Source organism: Stenotrophomonas bentonitica (assembly GCF_002887735.1).
In the GTDB taxonomy this organism is placed as follows: Bacteria; Pseudomonadota; Gammaproteobacteria; order Xanthomonadales; family Xanthomonadaceae; genus Stenotrophomonas; species Stenotrophomonas bentonitica_A.
Map to the genome: position 1 here is coordinate 210286 of NZ_PKQP01000003.1, position 26077 is coordinate 236362.

The following is a 26077-nucleotide window of genomic DNA, read 5'->3' on the forward strand; positions in this document are numbered from 1 at the left end:
TTGGTCGACTGCCGCGGACGTTGGTGGCCTATCGCGTGCAGCACGAGGGGTATCGTCTGGGCGAGAGCAAGCCGACCAACGGTCGGCTCCACCCGCCCGGGGCGGTATGCTCTGCAGATCCTGGGAGGGACCATGGCCACCACCGTCGCACGCCCGATCGACCGCTACTTCGCCAGCTATTCCGACGACCACCGCAATGTGCTGAACCAGCGCATCCACGTCCTGGCCGTCCCGGCGATCGCGTGGTCGGTCATCGCCCTGCTGTGGTGCCTGCCGCCGCTGATCACCTGGTTCCAGAACGGGATCTGGGCCGGCCTGGCGATGTTCGCCGCCTGGTGCTTCTACAACCGTCTTTCGCGCACGCTGGGCTACGGCATGCTCGCGTTCTTCTTCGTCAGCGGCTGCGTCTGCCGGCTGCTGGAAGCCGAGATCGGCCTGGTGAACCTGTTCTGGCTGGCGCTGGGGCTTTTTGCCGTGGCGTGGGTGGCGCAGTTCATCGGCCACAAGCACGAAGGCCGCAAGCCGAGCTTCCTGACCGATCTGGTCTACCTGTTGATCGGCCCCCTGTGGGTATTGGCCAAGCTCTATCGCCGGATGGACTGGCGCTACTGACCCGCTTTTCCTGAACGAGCGCGGACACTCACCGGCACTCCACGCCGCACCCTCCAGCATCGTCCCCAGTGGCCTTTCGAGCGACGGCCACCGTTCATCTTCGTGCACACCGTTTCGGCCCCGCAGCCCCTGCGACGCCTGGTTCCGGATCCGTTTCCACAGGCGTCGGGAGGCCACAGTCGGCAAAGTCACCAGCGGGCTTCCATACGGCCGCCGACGGACCCGAATGGGGCCGGGCGCTGCCCGGAAAAAATGAATCAGTGCACGTTACATGCAATTGAGGGCGTATTCGGGTGTATCGGCAGCAATTGCCTGCCTGTTAGACTGAGCGGCCTGCTCGTGAATCCCGCATTCCCTGCATGAATCCTAGTCTGCTCCTGCTGCTCGCCCTGCCCTTCCTGATGGCAGTGGCTGTCGCTTCATTCCGCCGCACCTCCCGCTCCACGGCCGCCTGGGTAGCCGCGGCCGCTCCGCTGGGGGGCCTGGCGCTGTTGGCGACGATGACCCCGGCGATCATGGACGGCGGCATCGTCCGCAGTTACGGGGAGTGGATACCGCAGATCGGCCTGGCCTTCTCGCTGCGCCTGGATGGCCTGGCCTGGATGTTCGCCGGGATGGTGCTGGCGATCGGCGCACTGGTGGTGATGTACGCCCACTACTACCTCAGTGCCCGCGACAGCGCCCACCGCTTCTACTGCTACCTGCTGCTGTTCATGGGCGCCATGCTGGGCATGGTGCTGTCGGGCAACCTGTTGCTGCTGATGGTGTTCTGGGAAATGACCAGCATCAGCTCGTTCCTGCTGATCGGCTTCTGGTCGCACCGGCAGGACGCCCGCGAGGGCGCCCGGATGGCCCTGGTGGTCACCGGCGGCGGCGGCCTGGCCCTGCTTGGCGGCGTGCTGTTGATCGGCCGCATCGTCGGCAGCTTCGAACTGGATGCCGTGCTCGCCGCCGGCGATCTGATCCGCGCCAGTTCGCTGTATCCCTATGCGCTGTTCCTGGTCCTGGCCGGCATCTTCACCAAGAGCGCCCAGTTCCCGTTCCACTTCTGGCTGCCGCACGCGATGGCCGCGCCGACGCCGGTCTCGGCCTACCTGCACTCGGCCACGATGGTCAAAGCCGGCGTCTTCCTGCTGGCCCGACTGCACCCGGCGCTGGCCGGCACCGACCTGTTCTTCTATACGGTCAGCGGGATCGGTGCGATCACCCTGTTGATCGGTGCCTGGAACGCGATCTTCCAGCATGACCTCAAAGGCCTGCTCGCCTATTCGACGATCTCCCACCTGGGCCTGATCACGATGCTGTTCGGCCTGTCCGCGCCGATGGCGGTGGTGGCCGGTGTGTTCCACATCCTCAACCACGCCACCTTCAAAGCCTCGCTGTTCATGGCCGCCGGCATCATCGACCATGAAACCGGTACCCGCGACATGCGCAAGCTGGGGGGACTGCGAAAGCTGATGCCCATCACCAGCGCGCTGGCGATCATCGCTTCGCTGGCCATGGCGGGCATCCCGCTGCTCAACGGCTTCCTGTCCAAGGAAATGCTGTTCGCCGAAGCCCTGACCGCCGGGCCGGAGGCGATGCGCATCGCCATGACGATCGCCGCGCTGCTGGCCGGCGTGTTCGGTGTGGCCTACAGCCTGCGCTTCGTGCACGACACCTTCTTCGGCAAGGGGCCACACGATCTGGACCGCGTCCCGCATGAGCCGCCGCGCTTCATGAAGGTGCCGGTGGAGATCCTGGTGGTGGTCTGCGTAGCCGTCGGCGTTGCGCCGGCGATCACCATCGCCCCGGTACTGCACGCCGCGGCGTCGTCCATCCTCGGCCCGGCGATGCCGGCCTACAGCCTCTCGGTCTGGCACGGGTTCAACATGCCGCTGGCGATGAGCGCAGCCGGTGTGGTCGGCGGCATCGCGCTGTACTTCGGCCTGCGCCGCCTGATCGACCTGCACGCGGTGGTCAGCCGCAGCATCGGCCGCAACATTTTCCACAAGCAGCTGGACCTGGTGTTCGGCTTCGCCCACCGGCTCACCCAGGGCCTGGCCAACGGCAGCCTGCAGCGCATGCTGATGGCGCTGGTGGTGGTGGCGGTGATCGTCGCCGCCGCCCCGTTCGTGGCCCATCCCGCCTCGCCCAACTGGCCCTCGCCGCAGCCGATCCCGCTGCTGGGCTGGGCTCTGTGGCTGGTGATGATGGCCTGCGCGCTGGGCGCGCTGTTCGTCTACCGGCAGCGTTTGCTGGCGGTGCTGGTGGTCGGTGGCGTCGGCCTGATGGTCTCGCTGACCTTCGTGTTCCTGTCCGCGCCGGATCTGGCCCTGACCCAGCTGCTGGTGGAGATGGTCACCCTGGTGCTGATGCTGCTGGGCATGAACTACCTGCCGATCCAGTCGCCGCCGGAGAAGTCGGTCTGGCGCAAGCGGCGCGATGCGGTGATCGCGATCGTCGCCGGTGGTGGCCTGGCCGCGATGGCCTACACCGCCATGACCCTGCCGCCCAACACCATGGCCGGCGAGCTGCTGGCACGTGCGCTGCCGGAGGCCTATGGGCAGAACGTGGTCAACGTGATCCTGGTCGACTTCCGTGGCTTTGATACCTTCGGTGAGATCACCGTGTTCGGCATCGCCGCGCTGGTGGTGCACGCCATGCTGCGCCGCTCGCGGATGGCACCGGAGCAGATCATGCCCGGCCCGCCGATCAAGCTGCCGGTACCGGCCGATCTTGCCCAGATCATGTTCCCGCTGACCCTGACCGTCTCGATCTTCCTGTTCCTGCGCGGCCACAACGCGCCCGGCGGCGGCTTCATCGCCGGGCTGGTGCTGGCCGTGCCGCTGCTGATCCAGTACGTCATCCAAGGCACCACTTCGGTGGAATCGCGCTTCGGCTTCGATTACATCCGCTGCATCGGTGCCGGTCTGCTGATCGCCATCCTCAGCGGCTGCGCCTCGATGCTGTTCGGCGTGCCGTTCCTGACCAGCGGCCACCTGGACCTGCACATTCCGTTGATCGGCGAGGTGCCGCTGGCCAGTGCGATCGGCTTTGATACCGGCGTGTACCTGGTGGTGTTCGGCGGGGTGATGCTGATGCTCTCGATGATGGGCACGATCAAGCCCTCGCGCACCCGCAACGCCCGCAAAGGCGAGATCGATCCCACCCGCCGTTCGGCAAAAACCGGGGAGATGCACTGATGGAACTGGCCCTGGCAAGCGCCATCGGCGTACTGAGCGCGATCGGCATCTACCTGTTGCTGCGCGCGCGCAGCTTCGATGTGATCCTCGGCATGACCTTCCTGTCGTATGCGACCAACCTGCTGATCTTCGCCGGTGGACGCCTGGTGCAGGGCAAGGCGCCGGTGCTGCGTGAGGGCATCGACAGCGACCTGGGCAACTACACCGATCCGCTGCCGCAGGCGCTGGTGCTCACCGCCATCGTGATCGCGTTTGCGATGACCGCGGTCAGCATCGTGCTGGCCATGCGCAGTCGCAGCGACAACCACAGCGACCACGTGGACGCGCACGAAGAAGAAGAGCTGCCTGCCGATACCGCGCCGGGCCGGGAGGGCGGCGCATGAACCATGCGGTGATCCTGCCCATCCTGATTCCCCTGTTCGGCGCGGCCTGCTCGCTGTTCGTCGAGCACCGCCGTTACGGGCCGAAGGTGCAGCGCACGGTGGCGTGGACCACGCTGGCCGCGCTGGCCGCCGCGGTGGCCCTGCTGTTCGCGCAGACCGCCGATGGCAGTATCGCGGTGTACCTGCTGGGCGACTGGCCCTCGCGGCTGGGCATCGCGCTGGTGGCCGACCGCCTCTCGGCATGGATGCTGGTGACCACCCTGCTGCTGGCCATCCCCTGCCTGCTGCACGCCTGCTCGGGCTGGGACCGGCGCGCGCCGCACTTCCATGCGCTGTTCCAGTTCCAGCTGGTCGGCCTGAACGGCGCGTTCCTGACCGGCGACATCTTCAATCTGTTCGTGTTCTTCGAGGTGATGCTGATCGCCTCCTACGGCCTGCTGCTCAGCGGCGGGCGCGGCCTGCGCATGCGCATCGGCCTGCACTACGTGGTGTTCAACGTCACCGCCTCGACCCTGTTCCTGATCGCACTCGGCCTGCTGTACGCCTCGCTGGGCTCGCTCAACATGGCCGAACTGTCCCAGCGCATCGCTGAAGTGCCGGCCTCGCACCTGACCCTGGTCAAGGCGACCATGGGGCTGTTGCTGCTGGTGTTCTGCAGCAAGGCCGCGCTGATGCCGCTGTATCTGTGGCTGCCCGAAGCGTATGCGCGTGCGCCGGCGGCGGTGGCGGCGCTGTTCGCGATCATGACCAAGGTCGGCCTGTACGCGGTGCTGCGGGTCAGCACGCTGTGGTTCGGCGAGGGTGCCGGACCGATGGCCGGCTACGGCAGCCAGTGGCTGCTCTGGGCCGGTGTGGCCACCCTCGTGCTGGGCGGCCTGGGCGTGCTCGCTGCGGCACGCCTGCGCGTGCTGATCTCCTACCTGGTGGTGGTCTCGGCAGCGACGCTGTTCATCGCCTTCTCGGTGCGTACGCCCGAAGTGCTCTCGGCCGGCCTCTACTACCTGCCGCACAGCACCTTCGTGGCCGCCGCACTGTTCCTCATTGCCGATCTGATCCGCCGCCGCCGCGGCGGTGCCAGCGATCGCAAGGAAGTCATCGCGCCGATGCCGGGCAAGGAAACGCCTGCGGTACTGTTCCTGATCGGTGCGGTGTCGGTCGCGGGCCTGCCGCCGCTGTCCGGCTTCCTGGCCAAGGCTGCGCTGCTGGCCGGGATGCCCGCGCAGTACACCTGGGCAGTCTGGGCCGCCGTGCTGGGCAGCAGCCTGATGGTCATCGTCGGCCTGACCCGCGGCGGCATCCGCCTGTTCTGGCGCGTGCCGGTGGTCGAAGAAGGCGCACCCAAGCCGCGCAAGGCGCCCACGCGCACCGTGGAATTGTTCGCCGCCGCGCTGCTGCTCAGCTATGGCATCGCGATGAGCGTGTTCGCCGGCCCGCTGATGCAGCACACCGATGCGATGGCCACCCAGCTGCTGCAGCCGCAGGACTACGTGGGTGAGCTGCGCGCCACCACGCCGGAGATCCGCCAGCCATGACGCGCAAGCCTTCCCTCTACAAACGCGTGCTGCCCTCGCCCTCGCTGAGCGTGATGGTCGTGGTGTTCTGGCTGCTGATGTCCGACAGCTTCACCCTGGGCCAGTTCGTGCTCGGCATGATCCTGGGCGTGGTGGTGCCGCTGTTCGCCGCCCGGCTGGACCGCGAGTTCGCGCGGATCGGCTCGCTCAAGCCCCTCCCCAAGCTGTTGTTCGTGACCCTGTGGGACATCCTGATCTCCAACATCCGGGTCGCGATCCAGGTGCTGGGGCCGGAGCGCCGCATCCACCCCGGCTTCATCTGGCTGCCGCTGGATATCGCCAACATCCACGGCATCGCCGCGTTGACCAGCATGATCACGCTGACCCCGGGCACGGTGTCGGCGGCCTTGTCCGATGACCGCAGGTATCTGCTGGTGCACGTGCTGCATCTGGATGATCCGGATGCGCTGATCCGGCAGATCAAATCCCGCTACGAAGCCCCGCTGATGGAGATCTTCCCATGACCGGATACATGTTCATCCAGACCACGATGGTGGTGTGCATGCACGTGGTCGGCCTGGCCATGCTGCTGGCCACCTGGCGCCTGCTGCGCGGCCCGACCGTGCCCGACCGCATCCTCGCCCTGGACACGCTGTCGGTGACGGCGATCGCCGAGCTGATGCTGTTCGGCATGTACCTCAACTCGGCGGTGTATTTCGAAGCCGCGCTGATCATCGCCATGCTCGGCTTCGGCAGCACGGTGGTGCTGAGCAAGTTCGTGCTGCGCCGGGACATCGTCGAATGATCACCTTCATCCAGATCGTGCTGTCGATCCTGCTGCTGTTCGGCTGCTTCTTCATCCTGGTCGGCGCGCTCGGCCTGGTGAAGCTTTCGACCTTCTTCAAGCGCCTGCACGCACCGACCAAGGCCAGCACGCTGGGCGTGGGCTGCGTGCTGGTCGGCTCGGTCTGTTACCACATCTTCCTCGGCGAAGACCCGCAGCCGCGCGAACTGCTGATCACCGTGTTCCTGTTCATCACCGCACCGATCAGTGCGCACATGATGGCCAAGGCCGCGTTGTCGCTGCTGATGGAAACCCGGCCAGAGCTGCCCGGGCACAAGACCGCCAAGGAAGAACAGCTGCCGCCGCCGGAACCGCGCCGCGCAGACGAGACCGACGATGCCAAGGCCCCCGTTTCCCGGGACAGCCAGTAGAGCCGACCGTTGGTCGGCTGCAACACGCCTGCAAAACGGCAGGGCCGACCTTTGGCCGGCTGCAACCAGCCTGCGAAACGGTAGCGCCGGCGGCTGGCCGGCTGCTTCAACAGTTGGCCATCAACCTCACACGCTGCCGATCAACGCCAGCTCGAGCGCGATCCAGCCGACGAAGGCCACCACCAGCACCGCGCCCTCACGCCGGCTGATCGTCAGATCACCGCGCAGCATCGGGTAGAGCACCAGCACGAAGGCGATCGCCGCCGGCAGCTCCAGTTTCACGAACGATGCGGGCAGCGCCAGCGGGCGCAGCGCGGCCATGCCGCCGACCACCACCAGCAGGTTGAACAGGCTCGAGCCGATCACATGGCCCAGCACCATGTCACCCTGCCCACGCCGCGCCGCCGCGATCGCCGCCGCCACTTCGGGCAATGCGGTGCCGATCGCCACCGGCAACAGGCCAACCAGCAACGGCGACCAGCCCAGCCCGGCGCCGAACACCGGCGCGGCCTGCACAACCCAGCGCGCGCCGACATACAGGCAGAGCGCCGCGAACAGCAGCCGCAGGAGGTTCAGGAACAGCCCGGTGCGGGTCATGGCATAGCCGGCGATGGCCTCGCGCACCGGCTCGGATTCCAACCGCGCACGGCGCAGCAGGAACACCAGCAGCCCGACGAAGGCGAGCAGCAGAACCGCCCCTTCCCAGCGCGCGATGACGCCATCCAGGCCGAACAGGATCAGCAGCAGGCTTGCCGCCGCCAGGCACACCAGCAGCGGCGAGAGCAGGCGCGCACGGACCAGCAGCGGTGCGGCCAGCGCCGCCAGCCCCAGGGTCAGGCCGACATTGACGATGTTGCTGCCCACCGCGTTGCCCAGCGCGAGTTCTTCCGCCCCGACCACGAAGGCGCGGGCGTTGACCACCAGTTCCGGCAGCGAGGTGCCGAAGGCCACCAGCAGCAACCCGGCCACGAACGGTGAGGCGCCAAAGCGCTGGGCCAGCCCGGAGGCGGCACGGACGATGCTGTCCCCGCCCAGTGCCAACAGCACCAGGCCCAGCACGAACCAAACAGTGGCAGCGATCATCTGGTGCTCCCCGGTGACGGGTGTGGGCCGATTCTAGGGCCCGCCCGGCCCGAACGGTGAACGCCCGCCCCGGCACCCGGGCCAGGACGGTAGCGGTGGCTCAGGAACAGCCTTCCACGTAGTCGACCTGCGGTGTCTTGCCAACGCGCCACGCGGTCACGTTGCCATCGCCGTTGATCTCGAAGTTGATCAGCGCACCGCCCTCGGCCGCCGGGCGCACGCGCAGGTTGTGGCCCTGCGCGTCGTACTTGTGCGGGGTCAGATCGCCGCGGTCGGGGTACAGCGTCTGCAGCTGGCCCAGCGACATGCCGACCTTGCCGCCACCGGGGGCGACGGTGCGGTCGTTGCGCACGTCATAGCGGACCAGGCGCTTGCCCTCGATCATGAAAATGACGTCCTCGGCCTGTGCGCCTTCGGGTCGCAGCGCATGGCAGTAGTCGTCGGCGACCTCGCCCTGCAGCGGTTCTTTCCAGGCCGCGCGGACCTCCTCCAGCGTACTGCCCAACGCGACGGGGCCGTAGCCGTCCAGGCGTGCCGGCCCCGCTGTTGGCGTGCCCGATGCCGCCGTGGCGGGCGCGCTGGGCGCGGTGTACGCCGCCGGCGCAGGCACCGCTGCCTCGGCGTCGCTGGACGGGGTTTCCGGCGCGCGTCCGCACGCGGCCAAGGCGAGCACCATCCCCAGTGCCATCACGCTTCCCAGCTGTTTCATGCCTGCATCTCCCGGTGAATGGGCGCAGCCTAGCGCGTGCGCCGTGTGGGCGGCATGCACACTGTCGTTGTCATCGGCGTTTCACCTGCCGCGTTCAGGCTCGGCCTGCACCGCATCGACCCCGCCCCCATGCAACCGCAGAAGACCGACCTTGCCCGCACCGCGCTGCAGGCCCACCGCGCTCCGCTGGACATGCGCCAGCGCCGGCTGTTGATCCTGTGCGACGGCCAGCGTGACCTGGTCCAGCTGGGCCAGCTGGTGGGCCCGGAGACCCCGGCGATGGTGATCCAGCTGATCCAGACCGGGTATCTGGTGTCCAGTGCGGCCGCGGAGGTCACCGTTGCCGCGCCCGCCGCGCCCGCACCCAGCGTGATGCCGACCGCGGCGCTGGCGCCGGTGACCGAACGCCGCCGCTCGCTGGTCGCCGCGCGGATCTACCTGCTCGACATCCTGGAACTGCAGCGCCATCCGCAGGCGGCGGCGCTGTTCCACACCCTGCAGCAGGCCCGCAGCGACGACGCGGTCATGGCCGCACTGCACGCCGCGCTGGAGGCGCTGCCCGGGCTGACCTCGACCGGCTACGCCGGACGGGTGCGGCAGCGGTTGCTGGAGGTGCTGCCGACGGCGCATGCCGAGCGGTTCCAGATCGCGGCGGTTTGAGGCTGCCTACCCCGAGAAATTCGCCTTCAAGCCCTGCCAGCAGTGCTGGTACCCGCGCTGGCGGTGCGCTGCCGCCATGGCCTGGGCGGTCGGGCGGATCACGCCGCGGGTTTCGAACATGAAGGCCATGGTGTCCTTGATCACGTCCGGTCTGCTCAGGTCGGCGGCGGAGGCCTTCTCGAAGGTCGCCGCGTCCGGGCCGTGGCCGCTCATGCAGTTGTGCAGTGAAGCACCGCCCGGCACGAAGCCTTCGGCCTTCGCATCGTAGGCACCGTGGATCAGGCCCATGAACTCGCTGGCGATGTTGCGGTGGAACCACGGCGGGCGGAACGTGTTCTGCGCGACCAGCCAACGCGGCGGGAAGATCGCGAAATCCATGTTGCTGGTGCCCGGCGTATCACTGGGCGAATGCAGCACCAGGAAGATCGACGGATCGGGGTGGTCATGGCTGATCGAGCCGATCGTGTTGAAGCGGCGCAGGTCATAGCGGTACGGCGCGTAGTTGCCGTGCCAGGCGACCACGTCCAGCGGCGAATGATCGATGTCCGCGCGCCATAGCTGGCCCTCGAACTTGGCGATCAGTTCGAACGCGCCATCGACGTTCTCGAATGCGGCGTGGGGCGTCTCGAAGTCGCGCGGATTGGCCAGGCCATTGGACCCGATCGGGCCCAGGTCGGGCAGCTTCAGCAGGGCGCCGAAGTTCTCGCAGACGTAGCCGCGTGCATCGCCATCGGGCAGTTCGACCCGGAAGCGCACGCCACGCGGGATCACCGCGATCTGCTGCGGTTCGATCTCGATCACGCCCATTTCGGTGAGCAGGCGCAGGCGGCCGAGCTGCGGAACGATCAGCAGCTCGCCATCGGCGTTGTAGAAGTAGCGGCCCTGCATGTCGCGGTTGGCCGCATACAGGTGGATGCCCACGCCATGGTGGGCGTCGGGCGAGCCGTTGCCGCCCATCGTGTACAGCCCCTCGACGAAATCCGTGGGCGTACCGGGCAGCGGCAACGGATCCCAGCGCAGCTGGTTGGGCGAGACCGCACCCTGCGCGAAGTCACCGTGCAGGTGCGGCTGGGCGAAGGGGGTGAACTCACCGTGGGTCACCGCGGGGCGGATGCGGTACACCCAGCTGCGGCGGTTGCTGCCGCGCGGCGCGGTGAATGCGGTGCCGGACAGCTGTTCGGCATACAGGCCATGGGCGACACGCTGCGGGGAGTTCTGCCCCACCGGCAGCGCACCAGGCACCGCCTCGGTGGCGAACTCGTTGCCGAAACCGGTCTGGTAGCCGCGCGATGACATCGGGTTGTTCATGGTCCTGCTCCGCCGGAGGCGTGGATGGCAAGGGAGTACAGCCGATGGCACCGGCGCGGACGCCGATGCCATCGTTGCAGCGTAACGCGGGCGGCTGCCGGTGCGTTACAGCGCGCGTCTTACAGCACGCCGCGCTTCATCTGGTCGCGCTCGATGCTCTCGAACAGCGCGGTGAAGTTGCCTTCGCCGAACCCTTCGTTGCCCTTGCGCTGAATGATCTCGAAGAAGATCGGGCCGATGCAGTTGGTGGTGAAGATCTGCAGCAGCTTGCGCTGCTTGGTCTCCGGATCAGCATCGATCAGGATCTTGTTCTTCGCCAGCCGGGCCACGTCTTCACCGTGGTTGGGCACGCGCATGTCGATCACGTCGAAATACGTCTCCGGCGTGTCCAGGAACTCCACGCCCTGGGCGCGCATCGCTTCCACGGTCTCGTAGATGTTCTCGGTGAAGCAGGCGATGTGCTGGATGCCCTCGCCCTTGTAAGCGTCGAGGTATTCGTTGATCTGGCTCTTCGGATCGGAGGATTCGTTGAGCGGGATGCGCACGATGCCATCCGGCGCGGTCATCGCCTTGGACACCAGGCCGGTCTTGAGGCCCTTGATGTCGAAGTAGCGGATCTCGCGGAAGTTGAACAGCCGCTCGTAGTAGTCCGACCACTGCTGCATGTTGCCGAAGTACAGGTTGTGGGTCAGGTGATCGATGAAGGTCAGCCCGAAGCCCTTCGGGCGCGGGTCCACGCCCTCGATCGGCGCGTAATCGGTATCGAACATGCTGCCGTTGGCGCCATAACGGTCGACCAGGTACAGCATGCAGTCGCCGATGCCCTTGATGATCGGGGCGGCGACGGCGCGGGTGTCAGGCTTGAAGTCGATCGCTTCGGCGCCGTTGCCCAGGGCCATCTGGTAGACCTCGTCGCCCGGCTTCTTGAAGCGGATCGCGAAACCGCAGGCGCACGGGCCGTGCTTCTCGGCGAAATCCGAGGCGAACGAGTCCGGCTCTTCATTGACCAGGAAGTTCACGTCGCCCTGGCGATAGACTGTGATCGCACGCTGCTTGTGGCGCAGCACGGCGGTGAAGCCCATCTTGCGGAAATAGTCGTGCAGTTCGGCGCCACGGCCGGCCGGGGCGGCGAACTCGACGAACTCGAACCCATCGATGCCCATCGGGTTTTCGAAGGTGGTGACCTGCATGCCCGGATCGGGTGCGTAGGACGCGGTGCTCGTTTGGCTGGTCATGCTGTGGCTCCAAAGCAGTCCGCATCGGAAAAAACCAGGTGCGGTAGGAAGGCAGACCCGCGAGAATGCGGAGTCCGGAACGTAGGTTATAGTTTCACATGAAACCACCATCAAGGTGCACCGCAACATGAGCCCGCCCGATCCCAGCAGTCACAGCATCCGCGCGTCGCACGCCCTGCTCGATCTGGAGCAGTTCCTGCCGTACCGGCTGAGCGTTCTGTCCAACCGTGTCAGCGGCAACATCGCCAAGCTGTATGGGGACCGTTATGGGCTGGCGATCCCCGAGTGGCGGGTGATCACGGTCCTGGCGCTGTACCCGGGCTCGTCGGCCAGCGAGGTGTCCGATCGCACCGCGATGGACAAGGTCGCGGTCAGCCGCGCCGTGGCCAGACTGCTCGAACGGGGCTTCATCAAGCGTGAAACCCATGGCGACGACCGGCGCCGCTCGGTGCTGGCGCTGTCGGCGGCCGGTTTCGAGGTGTACGAAACCATCGCCCCGCTGGTGATCGACATCACCCGCAAGCTGATGTCCGTGCTCAGCGAGGAAGAAGAACAGATGCTGGAAACGCTGATCCTGCGCCTGGCCGGCGAAGGCCTGCAGCGGATGGACGAGTAGCGCCTCAGTTCAGGTGTTTGCGCCGCGCATGCACCCAGGGCGCGGCCAGGGCGCCGATGGCACCGCCGGCGAACCCCAGCGAGGCCGCCACGGCGGCCGCTTCGATCGCCCCCGGCAAGGCCAGCGCGGCCACCACCAGCAACAGGGATGGCAGACCGATGAAGGTCGCCATGAAGTAGCGCCAGCGCGGTGACCAGGTGCCGACCTGGAGCAGGCTGACCGGCATCCAGGCTTCGCCGGAGGCGTCCTGGGCAACCTTGGCGGCCACCTTGCCCAGGTCCGCTTCGACCGGGCCCTTGCCACCACGTGCGGCGGCCAGCACCGCGGCCACCTCATCGACCGCCGGGAAGCTGGTCGGCCAGGTCTGCGGGGGGGTGACCCCATAGGCGGTCAGCAGCGGCACGCTGAGCCACGGCGCCAGCAGCGGGCGCACCTTGCGGCGATCCAGCACGCACCAGAGCTGCGTCACCCCGTGCGCGGTCACGCTGTACAGCGCCAGCTGCGCCGGCGCCGGGTACGGCAGCAGGTGCACGCGCGCGGCCATGCTGCCGTAGCCCATCGCACGCAGGAAGCCGGGGCGGGTACGCCCCTCGTGCGCCCAGGCCAGGCCGAGCGCGCCGACCAGATACACCTCGGCAGGGTCCTTCGTACCGGCACTGGCGCGATCGTCGCTGGCCAGGAAGAACGCCAGCGATTTGGGTTCTTCGACGTCGTGCTGGTCCCAGCGGCCGGCATCACCGAGTACATGCTTGAGCGGCACGCGCGCCGGGGCGGTTTCGTCCTTGCTGGCGTTGTGCAGGAACGGGACCACGCTCAGCACGAAGCCCTGCAGGTCCACCCCGCGCAGGCCGCTACCCTGCCACTCGGCCGGGATCAGGCCGATCAGGCTGCCCTGGCGTGCCAGCGCGTCCAGCTGCGCCTTCTGCTCGACCAGTTTCTGCACCGCGGCCTTGAGCAGCACGTTGCCGGGCACGGAGACCATCGGCAGGCGGTAGCGGATCGCACCCGGCGCCGGCGTCCCGCCCTCGCCATCGAGCGCATCCGGCGCGGTCTGGTCGTCCAGCAGCACATCGACCGACGGCAGGCTCACGCCGGCGGGCGCATCGAGGGAAACATCGGTGGGGGTGTCACTGGTGCCCGGCTGCATGCGTCCAATTCCGTCGGTTGCCCGCCACGAACAGCGCGGCATGAGGTCCTTGGAGGTAGCGGCAGGGTGGCCGACAAATTGAGCGCAAAAAAAAAGGCCGCGGAATCCGCGGCCTGTTCAGTCACGACGCCTTGGGTGGCGCCCATTGCTTCATGAAGGCGAAGAAGCGGCCACGGTCGTAGCCCTTTTTCTGCCCCTTGTCCGCTTCCAGCTCGCCGGTGAACTGCGAGTGCAGCAGCGTGCCGTCGGCGTCGAGCACGAACAGGTGCGGGTAGCCCTTCACTGCCGGGAACTGCGACAGGAACGCCGCGTTCTCGTTTTCTTCGCTGTAGTTGACCTTCATCCAGACGTAGTTGGCATCGCGGAAGCTGCGGATCTCCGCATCGCCTTCGATGAACCCGTCCATCAGATGGCACCACGGGCACCACTCGCCGCCCACATCCAGGATGATCCGCTTGCCACCGCGCTGGGCCTCGACTTTGGCCGTGGCCAGATCGGCGACCGGATCACGCGCAGGATCGAACTGGGCGTTGAGCGCCGCGATCGCGGCGATGTCCGCCGCGGCCGGGGTGTTGCCCGAGGCCACCGGTGCGCCGGGATCGGCGACCGGGGTTTTCTGCTCGGAGGTGTCCAGCGGCTGCGCAGGCGCAGTGGTGGGCGCCGACGACGGCGAACAGGCGGCCAGCAGGCCGGCCACGATCATCGACATTGCCGCTGCTTTCATGCGCATCGCGGTCCTCACTTGACGCCGTGCATCAGCTTGTTGATCAGCGGGGCGACCAGGAACAGCACCACGCCGGAAATGATCAACGCCCAGAAGCCGAAGGTGTAACCCTTCAGGGCCGATTCCACGGTCATGCCGCCTTCGCCGCTGACCACGCCGGCGAAGATGCCGGACATGTTGTTGCCGATGCCGGTGGACAGGAACCAGCCGCCCATGCCGAAGCCGACCAGGCGCACCGGGGCCAGCTTGGTCACCATCGACAGACCGATCGGCGACAGGCACAGCTCACCGATGGACTGGATGACGTAGACCATGAACAGCGTCCAGAACGGAATCTTGCCGTCCACGACCATGCTCGACAGCGCCACCATCAGCAGCGCGAACGCCGCGCCGTTGAACAGCAGGCCCAGGCCGAACTTGCGCGGGATGGACGGGTTGGCGCGGCCCAGCTTGATCCAGATCCAGGCAATGATCGGGGCCAGGGTGATGATCGCCACCGAGTTGACCGACTGGAACCAGGCGGTCGGGAATTCCCAGCCGCCCAGGTTGCGGTTGACGATGTTGTCGGCCAGGAAGGTGAACGAGCTGCCGGCCTGTTCGAAGAACATCCAGAACATCACGTTGAAGGTGAAGATGATCAGCATCGCGATCACGCGGTCACGCTGGACCTTGCCTTCGCGGATGCCTTCGACCAGCAGCAGGATCGCCAGGGCGATGAACATCACACCCAGGATCCACGCCAGCGCGGTGGCGCCGGTGGAGAGCAGGAAGAAGGCCACCGGGATCGCCACGATCGCGCCGATGAACACCATCACGATGCGGCCGTAGCCTTCGGCACCGGCCGGCGGGGCGCCAATGCCCTTCAGGCCGGCACGGCCGACGTAGAACCAGGCCAGGCTGATCAGCATGCCAATGCCCGAGGCGATGAAGACCATCTTGTAGGACGGCATCGCCTGCGTGCCGAACACGCGCTCGGCCAGGTACTGGGTCAGCACCGGGGCGATCATCGCGCCGATGTTGATGCCCATGTAGAAGATGGTGAAGCCCGAGTCGCGGCGCTCATCCTTCAGGCCGTACAGCTTGCCGACCATGGTCGAGATGTTGGGCTTGAACAGGCCGTTGCCGATGATGATCGTGGCCAGGCCCAGCTCGAAGATTTCCTTGTTGGGCATCGCGACCATGAACAGGCCGGCAGCCATGATCACCGCGCCGGTCAGGATGGAACGCTGGTAGCCCAGCACCCGGTCGGCGACGTAGCCACCGAAGATGGCGGCGGCGTAGACCAGCGCCAGGTAGGCGCCGTAGGTCCGGCTGGCCGCGGCCTGGCCGGCCGAATCACCGTCGAAGAACTGCGCGACGATGTACAGCACCAGGGCCCAGCGGATCCCGTAGAACGCAAAGCGTTCCCAGAATTCGGTCATGAACAGCATCCACAACGGGCGCGGATGGCCCAGCGTGGTCTTGAACTCCGGCAGCGCCGGATCGGGAACGGATTTCGCGGCGGCGTCTACGCTCATGCGGGATTCCTGGGTTCGGTGGAAGACATGCACGTCCGATGTGCGAAAGCAGCGCGGGAGAATCCCAGACCAACCACGTTCACGTCAAATACACGCTGATGTGTACCGCTGGCAGCATGGTCGCTGAACTTGCATCTGCAACTTCCGGCCAGAGACCGGCAGCGCAGCAACGGCGGGGCCTGCCGCACCCTACGGCGGATGGGGCAGGTAAATATGAATAGGCTTATTGCGGCCGATGTCCGATCAGGCGTCCGGCGGCATCGGGTCGTCGTTGCGGATCGTGGTGCGCACCTGGAACAGCTCCGGGAAGAAGGTCAGCTCCAGCGCCTGGCGCAGGAAGCCGACCCCGCTGGAGCCGCCGGTACCGCGCTTGAACCCGATCACCCGCATCACCGTGCGCATGTGGCGGAAGCGCCACAGCTGGAAGGCGGTCTCCAGATCGACGAGGTCCTCGCACAGCGAATACTCCCGCCAGAAGCGGTCGGTATTCTGGTAGATCCGCTCGAACACCGGGTGCAGGGCGTCGTCGGCCACGTGCGGCTGCTGCCAGTCGCGGCCCTGGTAGCCGGCCGGGACCGGGTGGCCGAAGCGGGCCAGGTAGCGCAGGAACTCCTCATACAGGCTGGGGGCATCAAGCACCTCCTGCAGCTGGGCCTGGCCGGCCGGGTCGTGCGAGAACACCTGCAGCATCTGCGCGTTCTTGTTGCCCAGCAGGAACTCGATGTAACGGTACTGCAGCGACTGGAAGCCCGAGGACGGGCCCAGCACATCGCGGAAGCCCATGTACTCCGAAGGCGTCAGCGTTTCCAGCACCGACCACTGCTCGGTCAGCTGGCGCAGCACCTGCTTGCTGCGCGCCAGCACCTTGCGGCACTGCCAGACCTCGTCGCGCTGCAGGAACCCGATCGCCGCGCGCAGTTCGTGCGCCAGCAGTTTCAGCCACAGCTCGGAGGTCTGGTGCTGGATGATGAACAGCATTTCGTCGTGGTGCGGCGGGTTGGACAGCGGCTGCTGGGCCGACAGCAGCTGGTCCAGGCGCAGGTAGCCGCCGTAGGTCAGCCGCCCCTCCAGATCGGTGTGGATACCGGCTTCGAGATCGCGTTGGTTCTTGTCGACGGACATGGCAGGGACCGCTAAAGGGGCTGAAAGGGTAGCGCAGTGACCGGGTCGCCGCGCATCCGGCCGTCAGCGGCTCACCGCTCCGCCAGGTCGGCCGAACCCACGATCCTGACGCCGGGCGTGGGCACCAACGCCGCCTCGACCAGCGCGGCGGCGATGTTCCCGGCCGGATTGATCCGCCAGGCGCGCGGCAGCACCGGGCCGAGCACGCCGAGCACCACGCTGGCCAGATGCTCGCCGGTACGCCGTTCGGCACGCTCACCGCCGATCAGCCCGGGCCGGACCAGGGTCAGCGAGGGGTAGCCCAGCGCCCGCAGGTCCTGCTCCAACCGTCCTTTGACCTGGTTGTAGAAGATCCGCGAGCCCGGGTCGGCGCCCATCGCCGAGTTCAATGCGAAGGCATGCGCACCGTGGGCACGCGCCAGCCGCGCCACGGCCAGCGGGAAATCATGGTCGACCCGTGCGAAGGCCTCCTGGCTGCCGGCCTGTTTGATCGTGGTGCCAAGCGCACAGATCACGGCATCCACCGCCCACCAGTCGGCCCCGGCCGGCAGCTGCGCGAAGTCCACCACCGGGTTGAGCAGCGCTGCATCCGTGGTCTTCAGCGCGCGGCGGGTCGGGGCGATCACCGCATCGCAACGCGGGTCATCCAGCAGTTGCCGCAGCACATGGCCCCCGACCAGTCCGGTCGCGCCTACCAGCATCACCTTCATCGCACGCTCCTGCGGTCAGATTGCCTACAATCGTGGCATATCGGGCGTAGCGGGCCCCGCGTTCAAGCCGGCGTGCCCCGCGCCGATACTGTTGCCACCTCCCCTCGCCCCGGCGCACCTCGCCGGTCACTGCCAAGGACCTGCCGCATGACGGACCCGCACGACGCTTCCCCCCGCCCCGGCACCGCCGTCGGGCGGCTGCTGTCGCGGCGACAGAGCGTGGGCACCGGGGTGGAGACCGCCAGCGAGCCGGCGCCCGGGCCCAAAGGCGGCAGCAGCGCGATGCTGCAGCGGCTGTTCGCCGGCATCGATGCGCCCGAGCCGCTGCTGGCTGCGTTCGCCAATGGCATGTCCACCCTGCCCGGCGAGCTGGGCGACATGGGCCTGCGCCTGCAGTCGGCGCAGCGCAGCGCGGACTGGGTGAGCTATGGCCGCGCGATGCGCCAGCTGATCGACAAGTACATCCGCACCATCGAGCAGGAAACGCCCGACGGCCAGCCTGACAGCCTGCGCCTGCGCGAGCTGCTGCGGCACACCGTCGGGGTGACCGTGGCCAGCCTGCTGCAGAACATGCCCGAGCTGCGCGAGGAGCCGGTGCAGCTGGCCGGTGAACTGCGCCACTGGCATCCGGGCCAGCCGCTGCAGCCGATCGAACAGCGGCTGCGCGAGCTCTCGCACCAGATCGGCGTGCGCAGCGACGGCTGGCAGGAGCAGCAGGAGCTGCTGCTGAGTCTGTTCGATCTGCTGTTGGACAACATCAGCGAGCTGCTGGATGACAGCAGTTGGCTGCACGGCCAGGTCCATGCGGTGCGTTCGCTGATCGGCGGCCCGCTGGATCGCGATTCGGTCGAACAGGCGCGCGCCAACCTGCGCGAGGTGATCTACAAGCAGGGGCTGCTCAAGCAGGGCATCGTTGAATCCAAGGCGGCGATGAAGAACGTCATGGGTGGCTTCATCGAGCGCCTGGACGGCATGGCGGTGAGCACCGGCGAGTACCACGACCGGATCAGCAGCTACGCGCTGGCCCTGAAGGAAGCGCGCAGCATCGCCGACCTCAACCAGCTGCTGCAGGATGTGCTGCAGGACACCGGGCGCGTGCAGGACCAGGCGCTGCAGGCGCGCGACCACCTGGGCAATGCACGCCGCGAAGTGGAACAGGCCGAACAGCGCATCGCCGAACTGGAGCAGGAGCTGCGCGAGGTGTCCGGCTTGATCCGTACCGACCCGCTGACTGGCGCGCTCAACCGGCGCGGTCTGGACGAGCTGCTGGAGCGCGAGCTGGCGCGCGCCGCACGCCACGGCCATCCACTGGCGCTGGCGCTGCTCGACCTGGACGATTTCCACCAGACCAACACCCTGCACGGCCATGCCGGTGGCGATGCGGTACTCCGCCACCTGGTGAGCGTCTGCCAGCTGCACCTGCGCAGCAGCGATGCCATCGCCCGGCTCGGTGGCGACGAGTTCGTCCTGCTGCTGCCGGAAACCCCGGCGGCCGACAGCATGTCCACCCTGCTGCGGCTGCAGCGCTCGTTGGCACAGCGGCCGCTGCCGCTGGACGAACAGCGCGTGCCGGTGCATTTCAGTGCCGGGCTGGCGCAGTGGCAACCGGGCGAGCCGGCCGAGGCGCTGCTGCGGCGCGCCGATGCGTCGCTGTATGCGGCCAAGCGGGTTGGCAAGAACCGGGTACTGGCGGCCGAGCCGCCGCGCTGAGCCTGCGCCTGTGATATTCGGCGCAGCGGCGCGAATCATCCGGGTATGGACATGACACTGCCCGCCACCGACACCGATCTGCGCCCGCGCTTCGCCGCGCTGCTGGAGCAGCACCGCGGCATCGTGCTGAAGGTGGCGCGCGGCTATTGCCCGCAGCACGAGGACCGGCTGGATCTGGTCCAGGAGATCAGCGTGCAGGCCTGGGCGGCCTTCGAGGCGTTCGACCCGGCGCGGGCGCGTTTCTCGACCTGGCTGTACCGGGTGGCGCTCAACGTGGCGATCTCGCAATGGCGCCGGCAGCAGCATCGGCAGCGCCACCACGCCGCGCTGGACGACGACCTGCCCGCCGCCGACGAAAGCGCGCCGCCCGAGCAGCGTCACGCGCTGCACCAGCTGGAGGTCGCCATCCACGCGCTGCCGCCGCTGGATCGTGCGCTGATGCTGCTGCACCTGGACGATCACGACCATCGGCAGATCGCTGAAGTGCTGGGCATCAGCGTCGCCAATGTCTCTACCCGCCTGCACCGCCTGCGCCAGCAGCTGCGCACGCGCCTGAATCCCACCGACTGAGAGCCCACCATGCAACCGGATGACCTCAAGCAGCTGTGGAACAGCACCAGCCAGCACGCGGATACGCAGGAGACCTTCGCGCTGGAGGCATGGCGCAGCCATCGGCACCGGGCGGTGCAGCGCCAACTCGGGCTCTTCAGCCTCTGGCAGGGGCTGCAGCTGGTGGCCTGGCTGGCATTGGCGGTGTACTGCGGGAGCCAGTGGTGGCAGCAACCGCCGCTGGCGGTGATGCTCAGCGCGATGGCGCTGCACGCCTATTGCATCGCGGTGATCATCGCCAGCATCACCCGCCTGCATCGCCGCCGGCAGCTGGAGCCGACACACACGGTGGTGGAGCAATCGCAGCAGCTGGCCGCGCTTGCCCGGCACACCGCATTGACCGAGCTGCTGCTCGGCCTGCCGTGGTGCTGGCTGTGGCTGGCGGTGCCGGTCCTGGTGGCCTGGCAGGCCTGGGGTGTGGACTTGGGGGCCTTGGCCGCACCGTGGCTGCTGGCCTCGCTGGCGGCGGGGGCGCTGGCCATGCTGGCCGCGGTGCTCCTTGCCCGCCGCTGGGTGCAGCACGCACCGGCGTCGCCGTGGCTGCAGCGCGCAATCGACGCGCTGTCCGGGCGCCGGCTGGCCCGCGCCCGCGCCGAGCTGGACGCCCTGAGCGGCTGGACGCCGACCTGAACCGGCCGGCCGTCAGTGCGCGGGCTTGGACCCGCGCAGCTTCTGGAACCCGGTCACCGCCGCCAGCACCACCGCACCGATCACCACGCCGACGATCACGTTGCCCAGCGCATTGATCAACCAGCCCCAGCTGCCGTCACCGCCCATCTCCAGGATGGCGTGGTGCAGCGGTTCGATGCTGTGCACCAGGATGCCGCCGCCGACCAGGAACATCGCCGCGGTGCCGGCCACCGAGAGGAACTTCATCAGCCACGGTGCAGCCACCAGCAGGCCCCGGCCCACTGCGGCCAGCGCCGCGCCCTTGCGCGACAGGTACAGGCCCAGGTCGTCCAGCTTGACGATGCCGGCGACCAGACCGTAGACGAACACCGTCATCGCCAGGGCGATCACCACCAGCGCGCTGACCTGGTTGAGGAACGGTGCACTGGAGACCACGCCCAGCGACAGCACGATGATCTCCGCCGACAGAATGAAATCGGTGCGGATCGCGCCCTTCACCTTGTCCTTCTCCCACGCGACCATGTCCACCTTCTCGTCGGCCAGGGCCTTGGCCCGCTCGGCCTTGCGCTGCTCATCCTCGTCGCGCGAATGCAGGAAGCGGTGCGCCAGCTTCTCCACGCCCTCGTAGCAGAGGAACGCGCCGCCGATCATCATCAGCGGGGTGATCGCCCAGGGCAGCCAGGCGCTGATCGCCAGCGCGGCCGGCACCAGGATCGCCTTGTTGACCAGCGAGCCCTTGGCGACGGCCCAGACCACCGGCAGCTCGCGGTTGGCACTGACCCCGGTCACCTGCTGGGCGTTCAGCGCGAGGTCGTCGCCGAGCACGCCGGCGGTTTTCTTGGCCGCGACCTTGGTCAGCACCGACACATCGTCCAGCAGGGACGCAATGTCATCGAGCAACGCGAACAGACTGGCACCGGCCATGGTGGATCCAAAGGAGGAAGCGGGAGCGCCGATTCTGACCGATCCGACCCCTGTCGCGGTAGCCGGAGCGGATTCACCAGCCCACCACTGCCGCCCGGCCACACTGCTGGTGATCGTCGCCCCGGAGTCCTGCTTGAACACCACGCCCGTCCTTCCCGGTTCGCCGTCGCTGGTCAAGGGCATGAACCGCCGCAGCCAGATCCTGCGCCTGCTGTTGCGCTACCGTAATTCCGGCGTATTTTCCGGCATGAACCTGGACGCAGGCGCGGTCCACGATGTGCCACCGGAAGGAAACCCGGAACAGTTCGTCACCGACCTGGAATCGCTGGGGCCGACCTTCGTCAAGCTGGGCCAGATGCTCTCCACCCGCCCGGACATGGTGCCGGTGGAGTTCGCCACGGCCCTGGAGCGCATGCAGGAGAACGTTGCGCCGATCCCGGTCGAGCGCGTCGCGGCGATCATCGAAAAGGAACTGGGCGCGTCGGTGTCCAAGCTGTTTGCCAGCTTCGACCCGGTGCCACTGGGCTGCGCCTCGATCGCCCAGGTGCACCGCGCCGAGCTTCACGATGGCCGCCAGGTGGCGGTCAAGGTGCAGAAGCCGGAGGTCGCCGCCCAGCTGCGCTCGGATCTGGACGTGCTGCGCAGCTTTGCGCTGGCCGCCGACCATCTCACCCAGGTCGGACGCCGCGTGCGCCTGCGCGACTGGCTCAATGAATTCGCCAAGACCCTCATGCAGGAGCTGGACTACCAGGCCGAGGCCGAGAACCTGCAGCGCTTCGGCCAGCATCTCAAGCCGTTCAAGCCGCTGTGGGTGCCACAGCCGATCTGGGACTACTGCAGCCACCGCGTGCTGACCATGGAGCTGGCGCAGGGCGTGCGCGTGGACATGATCCCCGATGTGCGCCGTACCGAGCAGCCGATGGCTCCGCTCGCTGCCGCGCTGATCCGCGGCTATGTCGACCAGATCTTCGTGCATGGCGAGATCCACGCCGATCCGCATCCCGGCAATCTGCGCGTCACCCCGGCCGGTCGCCTGGCGATCTTCGACCTGGGCATGGTCGCGCACATGCCGCCGCGCCTGCGCGAGCGCCTGCTCAAACTGTTGTTCGCCGCGGTGGATGGGCGCGGTGAGGAAGTCGCCGATGAAATCATCGGCATCAGCACGCGGCTGGAGTTCTTCGATGAAGAACGCTATCTGCGCGAGACCGGGCAGATCATCGCGCGCTATGCCGCCAACAGCAGCTTCTCCGAAGGCCGCGTGGTGCTGGACCTGGTGCGCATTGCCACCGCCAGCGGCCTGCGCACCCCGCCGGAGCTGAGCCTGCTGGGCAAGGCGCTGTTGAATCTGGAAACCGTGTGCCGGCTGCTGTCGCCGGACCTGGATACCCGGCGCATCGTGGAGAAACAGCTACAGCACGTGATGCGCGCGCGCCTGAAGAAATCGCTGTCGGCCGCCAACCTCGCCAGCGAGGCGATGGAGATGCAGCAGTTGCTGCGCGACGGGCCACGCAAGATGACCGACATCCTCGCGCTGTTGGCCGAGAACCGCCTGCAGATGAAGGTCACCGGGCTGGAAGAATCCCGCCTGATGGAGAACCTGCAGAAGATCGCCAACCGCGTCTCTGCCGGCATCGTCACCGCCGCGCTGATACTGGCCGCGGCGATGATGATGAAGGTCGATACCGGATGGCATCTGTTCGGCTATCCCGCCATCGCATTCACCCTGATGTTGATCGGTGTCTTCCTCGGATTGGGCATCATCCTCAGTGCGCTGATCTTCGATCGTCGTGCGCGCTCGAAGGAAGAACGCGGGCACCGTTGACGCGCTTGCCACGTGCGTCACGCATTCAGACAGAGCATATAAACGCACAGGGAAACGCGCGATGCAGTGCAGCATCGTGCGCACTTCTTCACGCGTGTTTTACGTCGCATATCGCAGTGCGATGCATGAGGGTAGATGTCGTTTTCAACAAACATTTCAGTCAGGTTCGTGCAGGCATGATCGAGTCATCGGCTTGTCATGCATGTGTGGTTGGGACAGCCGGTCGGATGGGAACTGCGTCGTCATGGCGTCCATCACCACCTGTCTCCACTGCCAAAAGTGCTTATGCTCTGGATCCTGCTGCTGTCACTGTTGCTGCTCACCTGGCTGTTCCTCGCATCTGACAAGTGGGTGTGGTGGAAGGCAAGCCTGATGTCATTGCTGCTGCTGACCCTCAGTGCGTGGTGGTTGATCAACAAGTTGTCCGGTGATGGCCTCAATGCCGCCACCCTGTACCACCTTGGCGCAGACATGGAAGGCGCCGGCATCGCCGACTTCAAGCACTACATCGCCGGCTTCATCGCACTGGCGCTGGTATCGCTCACCCCCTTGCTGCTGGCACGCCTGCGTCGCCGGCACCGACCCGCACACGGCAAGGCAGTCTTCGCCGGCTTCCTGGCGATGTGGTTCGTCGCGATCGTGGTCAGCCCGCTGTACAGCGATGGCCAGCGCCTGTACCAGCAGATGCGCCCGGTCGACTACAGCATGGTCAAGGCCGAGTACCGCGTGCCGCAGCAGCCGCTGACCAAGCCGCGCAACATCGTGTGGATCTACGGCGAAAGCCTGGAACGCACCTATCTCAATGAAACCACCTTCCCCGACCTGATGCCCAACATCAACCGGCTGGCCGCGCAGTCGCTGGACGTGCGCGGGCTGGTCTCGGCCGAAGGCGGTGGCTGGACCATCGCCGGCCTGGTCTCCTCGATGTGCGGCGTGCCGTTGACCACCGCCAAGGAAGATGAGAACAGCATGGGGCGCATGGGCAGCTTCCTGCCCGAAGCGGTCTGCCTCGGCGATTACCTCAAGCAGCAAGGCTACACCAACCACTATCTGGGCGGCGCCAACGGCCAATTCGCGGGCAAGGGCCAGTTCCTGGCCACGCACGGCTTCGATACCGTGGATGATCTGGCCTGGTTCAAGAAGCAGAAGATCACGCGCGCGCATTTCTCGCCGTGGGGCGTGCATGATGATGTGCTGCTGGACAAGGCGTACGACCGCTTCGTGCAGCTCTCGCGCAAGGGCGAGCCGTTCATGCTCACCACGCTGACCATGGACACCCATCATCCCGCCGGTCACCTCCCCGTGGCCTGCAAAGGCACCCGTTACCAGAGCGAGCACGGCAACATCGGCATGCTCAACGCACTCAAGTGCACCGACGGGCTGATCGCCAAACTGGTCGATCGTATCCAGGCCAGTCCGTACGGCGAAGACACGTTGATCGTGATCGCCTCCGATCACCTGGCCATGCCCAACGATCTCAGCCACATCCTGGCCAAGCAGGATCGCGAGAACCTGTTGCTGTTCCTGGGCAAGGACATCGCCCCGCGCCAGCTGACCGCGCCGGCCGGCTCGACGCTGGACTCGGGCGCCACGCTGCTGAGCCTGATCGACCCGGCCATCGATTCGATCGGCTTCGGCCGCTCGCTGCTGCATCCGGAGCATTCGGACAGTGCCAGCGCCGCGGTGTTCCGCGACAACGGCAAGGACTACCCGCGCTACCTCGCGTTCTCGCGCTCGCTGTGGCTGGGCGACAAGACCCGCCAGCTGCGCATCGATGACGACAACCAGGTGGTGATCGGCCTGCAGCACGTGCAGCCGCCGGTGCTGCTGGAGTACGACAAGCATTGGGATCTGAAGTCGGTGTATCTGGAGAACACGTCCAAGCAGTTCGATCTGGCCGACCCATCCAATACGCTGGCCTACGTGGATCGCTGCACTGCGTTCGAGGATGGCTCGGCCGATGGCGACTGGTGCGCGATGCTGGTCAACCAGGACAAGGGCATCAAGCTCTTCCGCGATGACCAGCTGCGCGGTGGCGTGGCGGTGGATGGCCCGCTGGATCCGTTCAACGGCCCGCGCCCGAGCATCCGCCAGGCGCACATGATCACGCAGAAGGGCCGCCGCACCCGCGCCGGGCAGTACATGGTGCAGCTGGTGACCAAGCAGTCGCCGGACCGTGGCTTCTGGATCGAAGCCGTCTCCTCGCAGCGCAAGGTGGTGGTGGCCCAGCAGTGGGTGCAGCCCGATGCAGAAGGCCGCATCAACCTGAGCTTCGGCCTGGACCACGAGGTGGATGATCTGGAAGTGCGCGCCTGGTTGAACCACGCCGAGAAGCTGGCCGTGGATACCTTCGCGCTGGTGCCGTCGCGCCGCGGCAACCGCGGCTGATCCGGCCCTCCCGCCGGGCATGGGGGCGGTCCGTCGTTCGTATCGGGTCCGCTGTCCTTAGCAGGTCTGCTGGTCGTATCGGTAGTGCCGGCCGCTGGCCGGCTCCCGGTTCTCTCTGCATCGTGCAGCTGCCGGCCAGCGGCCGGCACTACCTGGATCAGGGCGCTGCCGGCCGGTGCTACCTCTATCAGCGCGCTGCCGGCCAGCGGCCGGCACTACCTGGATCGCGGCACTACCCGGATCAGGACGCTGCCCGC

At 67.1% G+C, this 26077-nt stretch carries 23 protein-coding genes and 1 pseudogene; 14 read left to right on the top strand and 10 right to left on the bottom strand.

Annotation, left to right across the window (positions count from 1 at the left end):
• The first annotated feature begins 132 nt into the window (after positions 1–132).
• The 7 genes from C0R07_RS08085 (at position 133) to C0R07_RS08115 (ending at position 6906) form a co-directional block, all read left to right on the top strand.
• The gene (locus C0R07_RS08085) at positions 133–612 is read left to right on the top strand and encodes a DUF962 domain-containing protein (RefSeq protein WP_070426118.1); all 480 of its coding nucleotides are present in this window, start codon (positions 133–135) and stop codon (positions 610–612) included.
• 359 nt (positions 613–971) lie between these two features.
• Entirely contained in the window at positions 972–3797 is a 2826-nt protein-coding gene (locus C0R07_RS08090; protein ID WP_070426119.1) for a monovalent cation/H+ antiporter subunit A, read from the top strand.
• On the top strand, positions 3797–4180 hold the full coding sequence (locus tag C0R07_RS08095; protein WP_019185295.1) for a Na+/H+ antiporter subunit C: 384 nt from the start codon (positions 3797–3799) through the stop codon (positions 4178–4180). The genes C0R07_RS08090 and C0R07_RS08095 overlap by 1 nt, the downstream gene beginning before the upstream one ends.
• Positions 4177–5712 (top strand): monovalent cation/H+ antiporter subunit D, encoded by a 1536-nt coding sequence (locus tag C0R07_RS08100; protein WP_102788622.1) that lies wholly within the window; start codon positions 4177–4179, stop codon positions 5710–5712. Before C0R07_RS08095 ends, C0R07_RS08100 begins: the two co-directional genes overlap by 4 nt.
• On the top strand, positions 5709–6215 hold the full coding sequence (locus tag C0R07_RS08105) for a Na+/H+ antiporter subunit E (RefSeq protein WP_070472347.1): 507 nt from the start codon (positions 5709–5711) through the stop codon (positions 6213–6215). Before C0R07_RS08100 ends, C0R07_RS08105 begins: the two co-directional genes overlap by 4 nt.
• Positions 6212–6496 carry a K+/H+ antiporter subunit F gene (locus tag C0R07_RS08110; protein WP_070472350.1) on the top strand — a complete coding sequence of 95 codons (285 nt, stop codon included), beginning with the start codon at positions 6212–6214 and terminating at the stop codon, positions 6494–6496. Before C0R07_RS08105 ends, C0R07_RS08110 begins: the two co-directional genes overlap by 4 nt.
• Positions 6493–6906, top strand: coding sequence for a Na+/H+ antiporter subunit G (locus C0R07_RS08115; protein WP_019185291.1), 414 nt, complete (start codon positions 6493–6495; stop codon positions 6904–6906). Before C0R07_RS08110 ends, C0R07_RS08115 begins: the two co-directional genes overlap by 4 nt.
• 126 nt (positions 6907–7032) lie before the next feature.
• On the opposite strand, the gene C0R07_RS08120 is transcribed toward C0R07_RS08115, so the two are convergent.
• Complete coding sequence (locus C0R07_RS08120; protein WP_070426122.1) at positions 7033–7989, bottom strand: sodium:calcium antiporter; 957 nt, start codon at positions 7987–7989, stop codon at positions 7033–7035.
• Between the two features lie 100 nt (positions 7990–8089).
• Positions 8090–8671: a hypothetical protein gene (locus C0R07_RS08125; RefSeq protein ID WP_174704350.1), complete on the bottom strand. Its 582-nt coding sequence runs from the start codon at positions 8669–8671 to the stop codon at positions 8090–8092.
• A 156-nt stretch (positions 8672–8827) separates the two neighbouring features.
• On the opposite strand from C0R07_RS08125, the gene C0R07_RS08130 reads away from it, so the two are divergent.
• Positions 8828–9358, top strand: coding sequence for a hypothetical protein (locus C0R07_RS08130; protein ID WP_102788624.1), 531 nt, complete (start codon positions 8828–8830; stop codon positions 9356–9358).
• 6 nt (positions 9359–9364) lie between these two features.
• Here the strand turns inward: C0R07_RS08130 and hmgA are convergent, their stop codons facing one another.
• Together hmgA and hppD are read right to left on the bottom strand one after the other, a co-directional pair.
• A complete protein-coding gene (gene hmgA, locus C0R07_RS08135) occupies positions 9365–10666 on the bottom strand; it encodes a homogentisate 1,2-dioxygenase (protein ID WP_102788625.1) in 1302 nt (433 codons plus the stop codon).
• 119 nt (positions 10667–10785) lie between these two features.
• Positions 10786–11856 (bottom strand): 4-hydroxyphenylpyruvate dioxygenase, encoded by a 1071-nt coding sequence (hppD, locus tag C0R07_RS08140; RefSeq protein WP_102788741.1) that lies wholly within the window; start codon positions 11854–11856, stop codon positions 10786–10788.
• Between the two features lie 172 nt (positions 11857–12028).
• Here hppD and C0R07_RS08145 point away from each other — a divergent pair, with 172 nt between their 5' ends.
• On the top strand, positions 12029–12517 hold the full coding sequence (locus tag C0R07_RS08145) for a MarR family winged helix-turn-helix transcriptional regulator (protein ID WP_026070113.1): 489 nt from the start codon (positions 12029–12031) through the stop codon (positions 12515–12517).
• Positions 12518–12521: 4 nt separating this feature from the next.
• On the opposite strand, the gene C0R07_RS08150 is transcribed toward C0R07_RS08145, so the two are convergent.
• The 5 genes from C0R07_RS08150 to C0R07_RS08170 all read right to left on the bottom strand — a co-directional run bounded on the left by C0R07_RS08150 (position 12522) and on the right by C0R07_RS08170 (position 17737).
• Positions 12522–13664 (bottom strand): hypothetical protein, encoded by a 1143-nt coding sequence (locus C0R07_RS08150; RefSeq protein ID WP_102788626.1) that lies wholly within the window; start codon positions 13662–13664, stop codon positions 12522–12524.
• 121 nt (positions 13665–13785) lie between these two features.
• Positions 13786–14394: a thioredoxin family protein gene (locus C0R07_RS08155; protein WP_102788627.1), complete on the bottom strand. Its 609-nt coding sequence runs from the start codon at positions 14392–14394 to the stop codon at positions 13786–13788.
• A gap of 8 nt (positions 14395–14402) precedes the next feature.
• Positions 14403–15905, bottom strand: a complete 1503-nt coding sequence (locus C0R07_RS08160; protein WP_046273049.1) for a peptide MFS transporter — start codon at positions 15903–15905, stop codon at positions 14403–14405.
• A gap of 243 nt (positions 15906–16148) precedes the next feature.
• Positions 16149–17027 carry a tryptophan 2,3-dioxygenase gene (locus tag C0R07_RS08165; protein ID WP_019185279.1) on the bottom strand — a complete coding sequence of 293 codons (879 nt, stop codon included), beginning with the start codon at positions 17025–17027 and terminating at the stop codon, positions 16149–16151.
• A gap of 71 nt (positions 17028–17098) precedes the next feature.
• Positions 17099–17737, bottom strand: coding sequence for an NAD-dependent dehydratase (locus C0R07_RS08170; protein ID WP_070472375.1), 639 nt, complete (start codon positions 17735–17737; stop codon positions 17099–17101).
• A 147-nt stretch (positions 17738–17884) separates the two neighbouring features.
• On the opposite strand from C0R07_RS08170, the gene C0R07_RS08175 reads away from it, so the two are divergent.
• The 3 genes from C0R07_RS08175 to C0R07_RS08185 are packed head-to-tail and all read left to right on the top strand — an operon-like array spanning position 17885 to position 20686.
• Complete coding sequence (locus C0R07_RS08175; protein ID WP_019185277.1) at positions 17885–19447, top strand: GGDEF domain-containing protein; 1563 nt, start codon at positions 17885–17887, stop codon at positions 19445–19447.
• Between the two features lie 45 nt (positions 19448–19492).
• Positions 19493–20017 carry an RNA polymerase sigma factor gene (locus C0R07_RS08180; RefSeq protein WP_080341516.1) on the top strand — a complete coding sequence of 175 codons (525 nt, stop codon included), beginning with the start codon at positions 19493–19495 and terminating at the stop codon, positions 20015–20017.
• A gap of 9 nt (positions 20018–20026) precedes the next feature.
• Positions 20027–20686: a hypothetical protein gene (locus C0R07_RS08185; protein WP_102788628.1), complete on the top strand. Its 660-nt coding sequence runs from the start codon at positions 20027–20029 to the stop codon at positions 20684–20686.
• Between the two features lie 12 nt (positions 20687–20698).
• Here the strand turns inward: C0R07_RS08185 and C0R07_RS08190 are convergent, their stop codons facing one another.
• On the bottom strand, positions 20699–21610 hold the full coding sequence (locus C0R07_RS08190; protein ID WP_070472385.1) for a DUF808 domain-containing protein: 912 nt from the start codon (positions 21608–21610) through the stop codon (positions 20699–20701).
• Between the two features lie 178 nt (positions 21611–21788).
• Here C0R07_RS08190 and C0R07_RS08195 point away from each other — a divergent pair.
• Both C0R07_RS08195 and C0R07_RS08200 read left to right on the top strand, forming a co-directional pair.
• A pseudogene (locus C0R07_RS08195) lies at positions 21789–23432 on the top strand (ABC1 kinase family protein); the annotation flags it as partial.
• A 285-nt stretch (positions 23433–23717) separates the two neighbouring features.
• Positions 23718–25820, top strand: coding sequence for a phosphoglycerol transferase I (locus C0R07_RS08200; protein WP_070472388.1), 2103 nt, complete (start codon positions 23718–23720; stop codon positions 25818–25820).
• Positions 25821–26077: the final 257 nt, after the last annotated feature.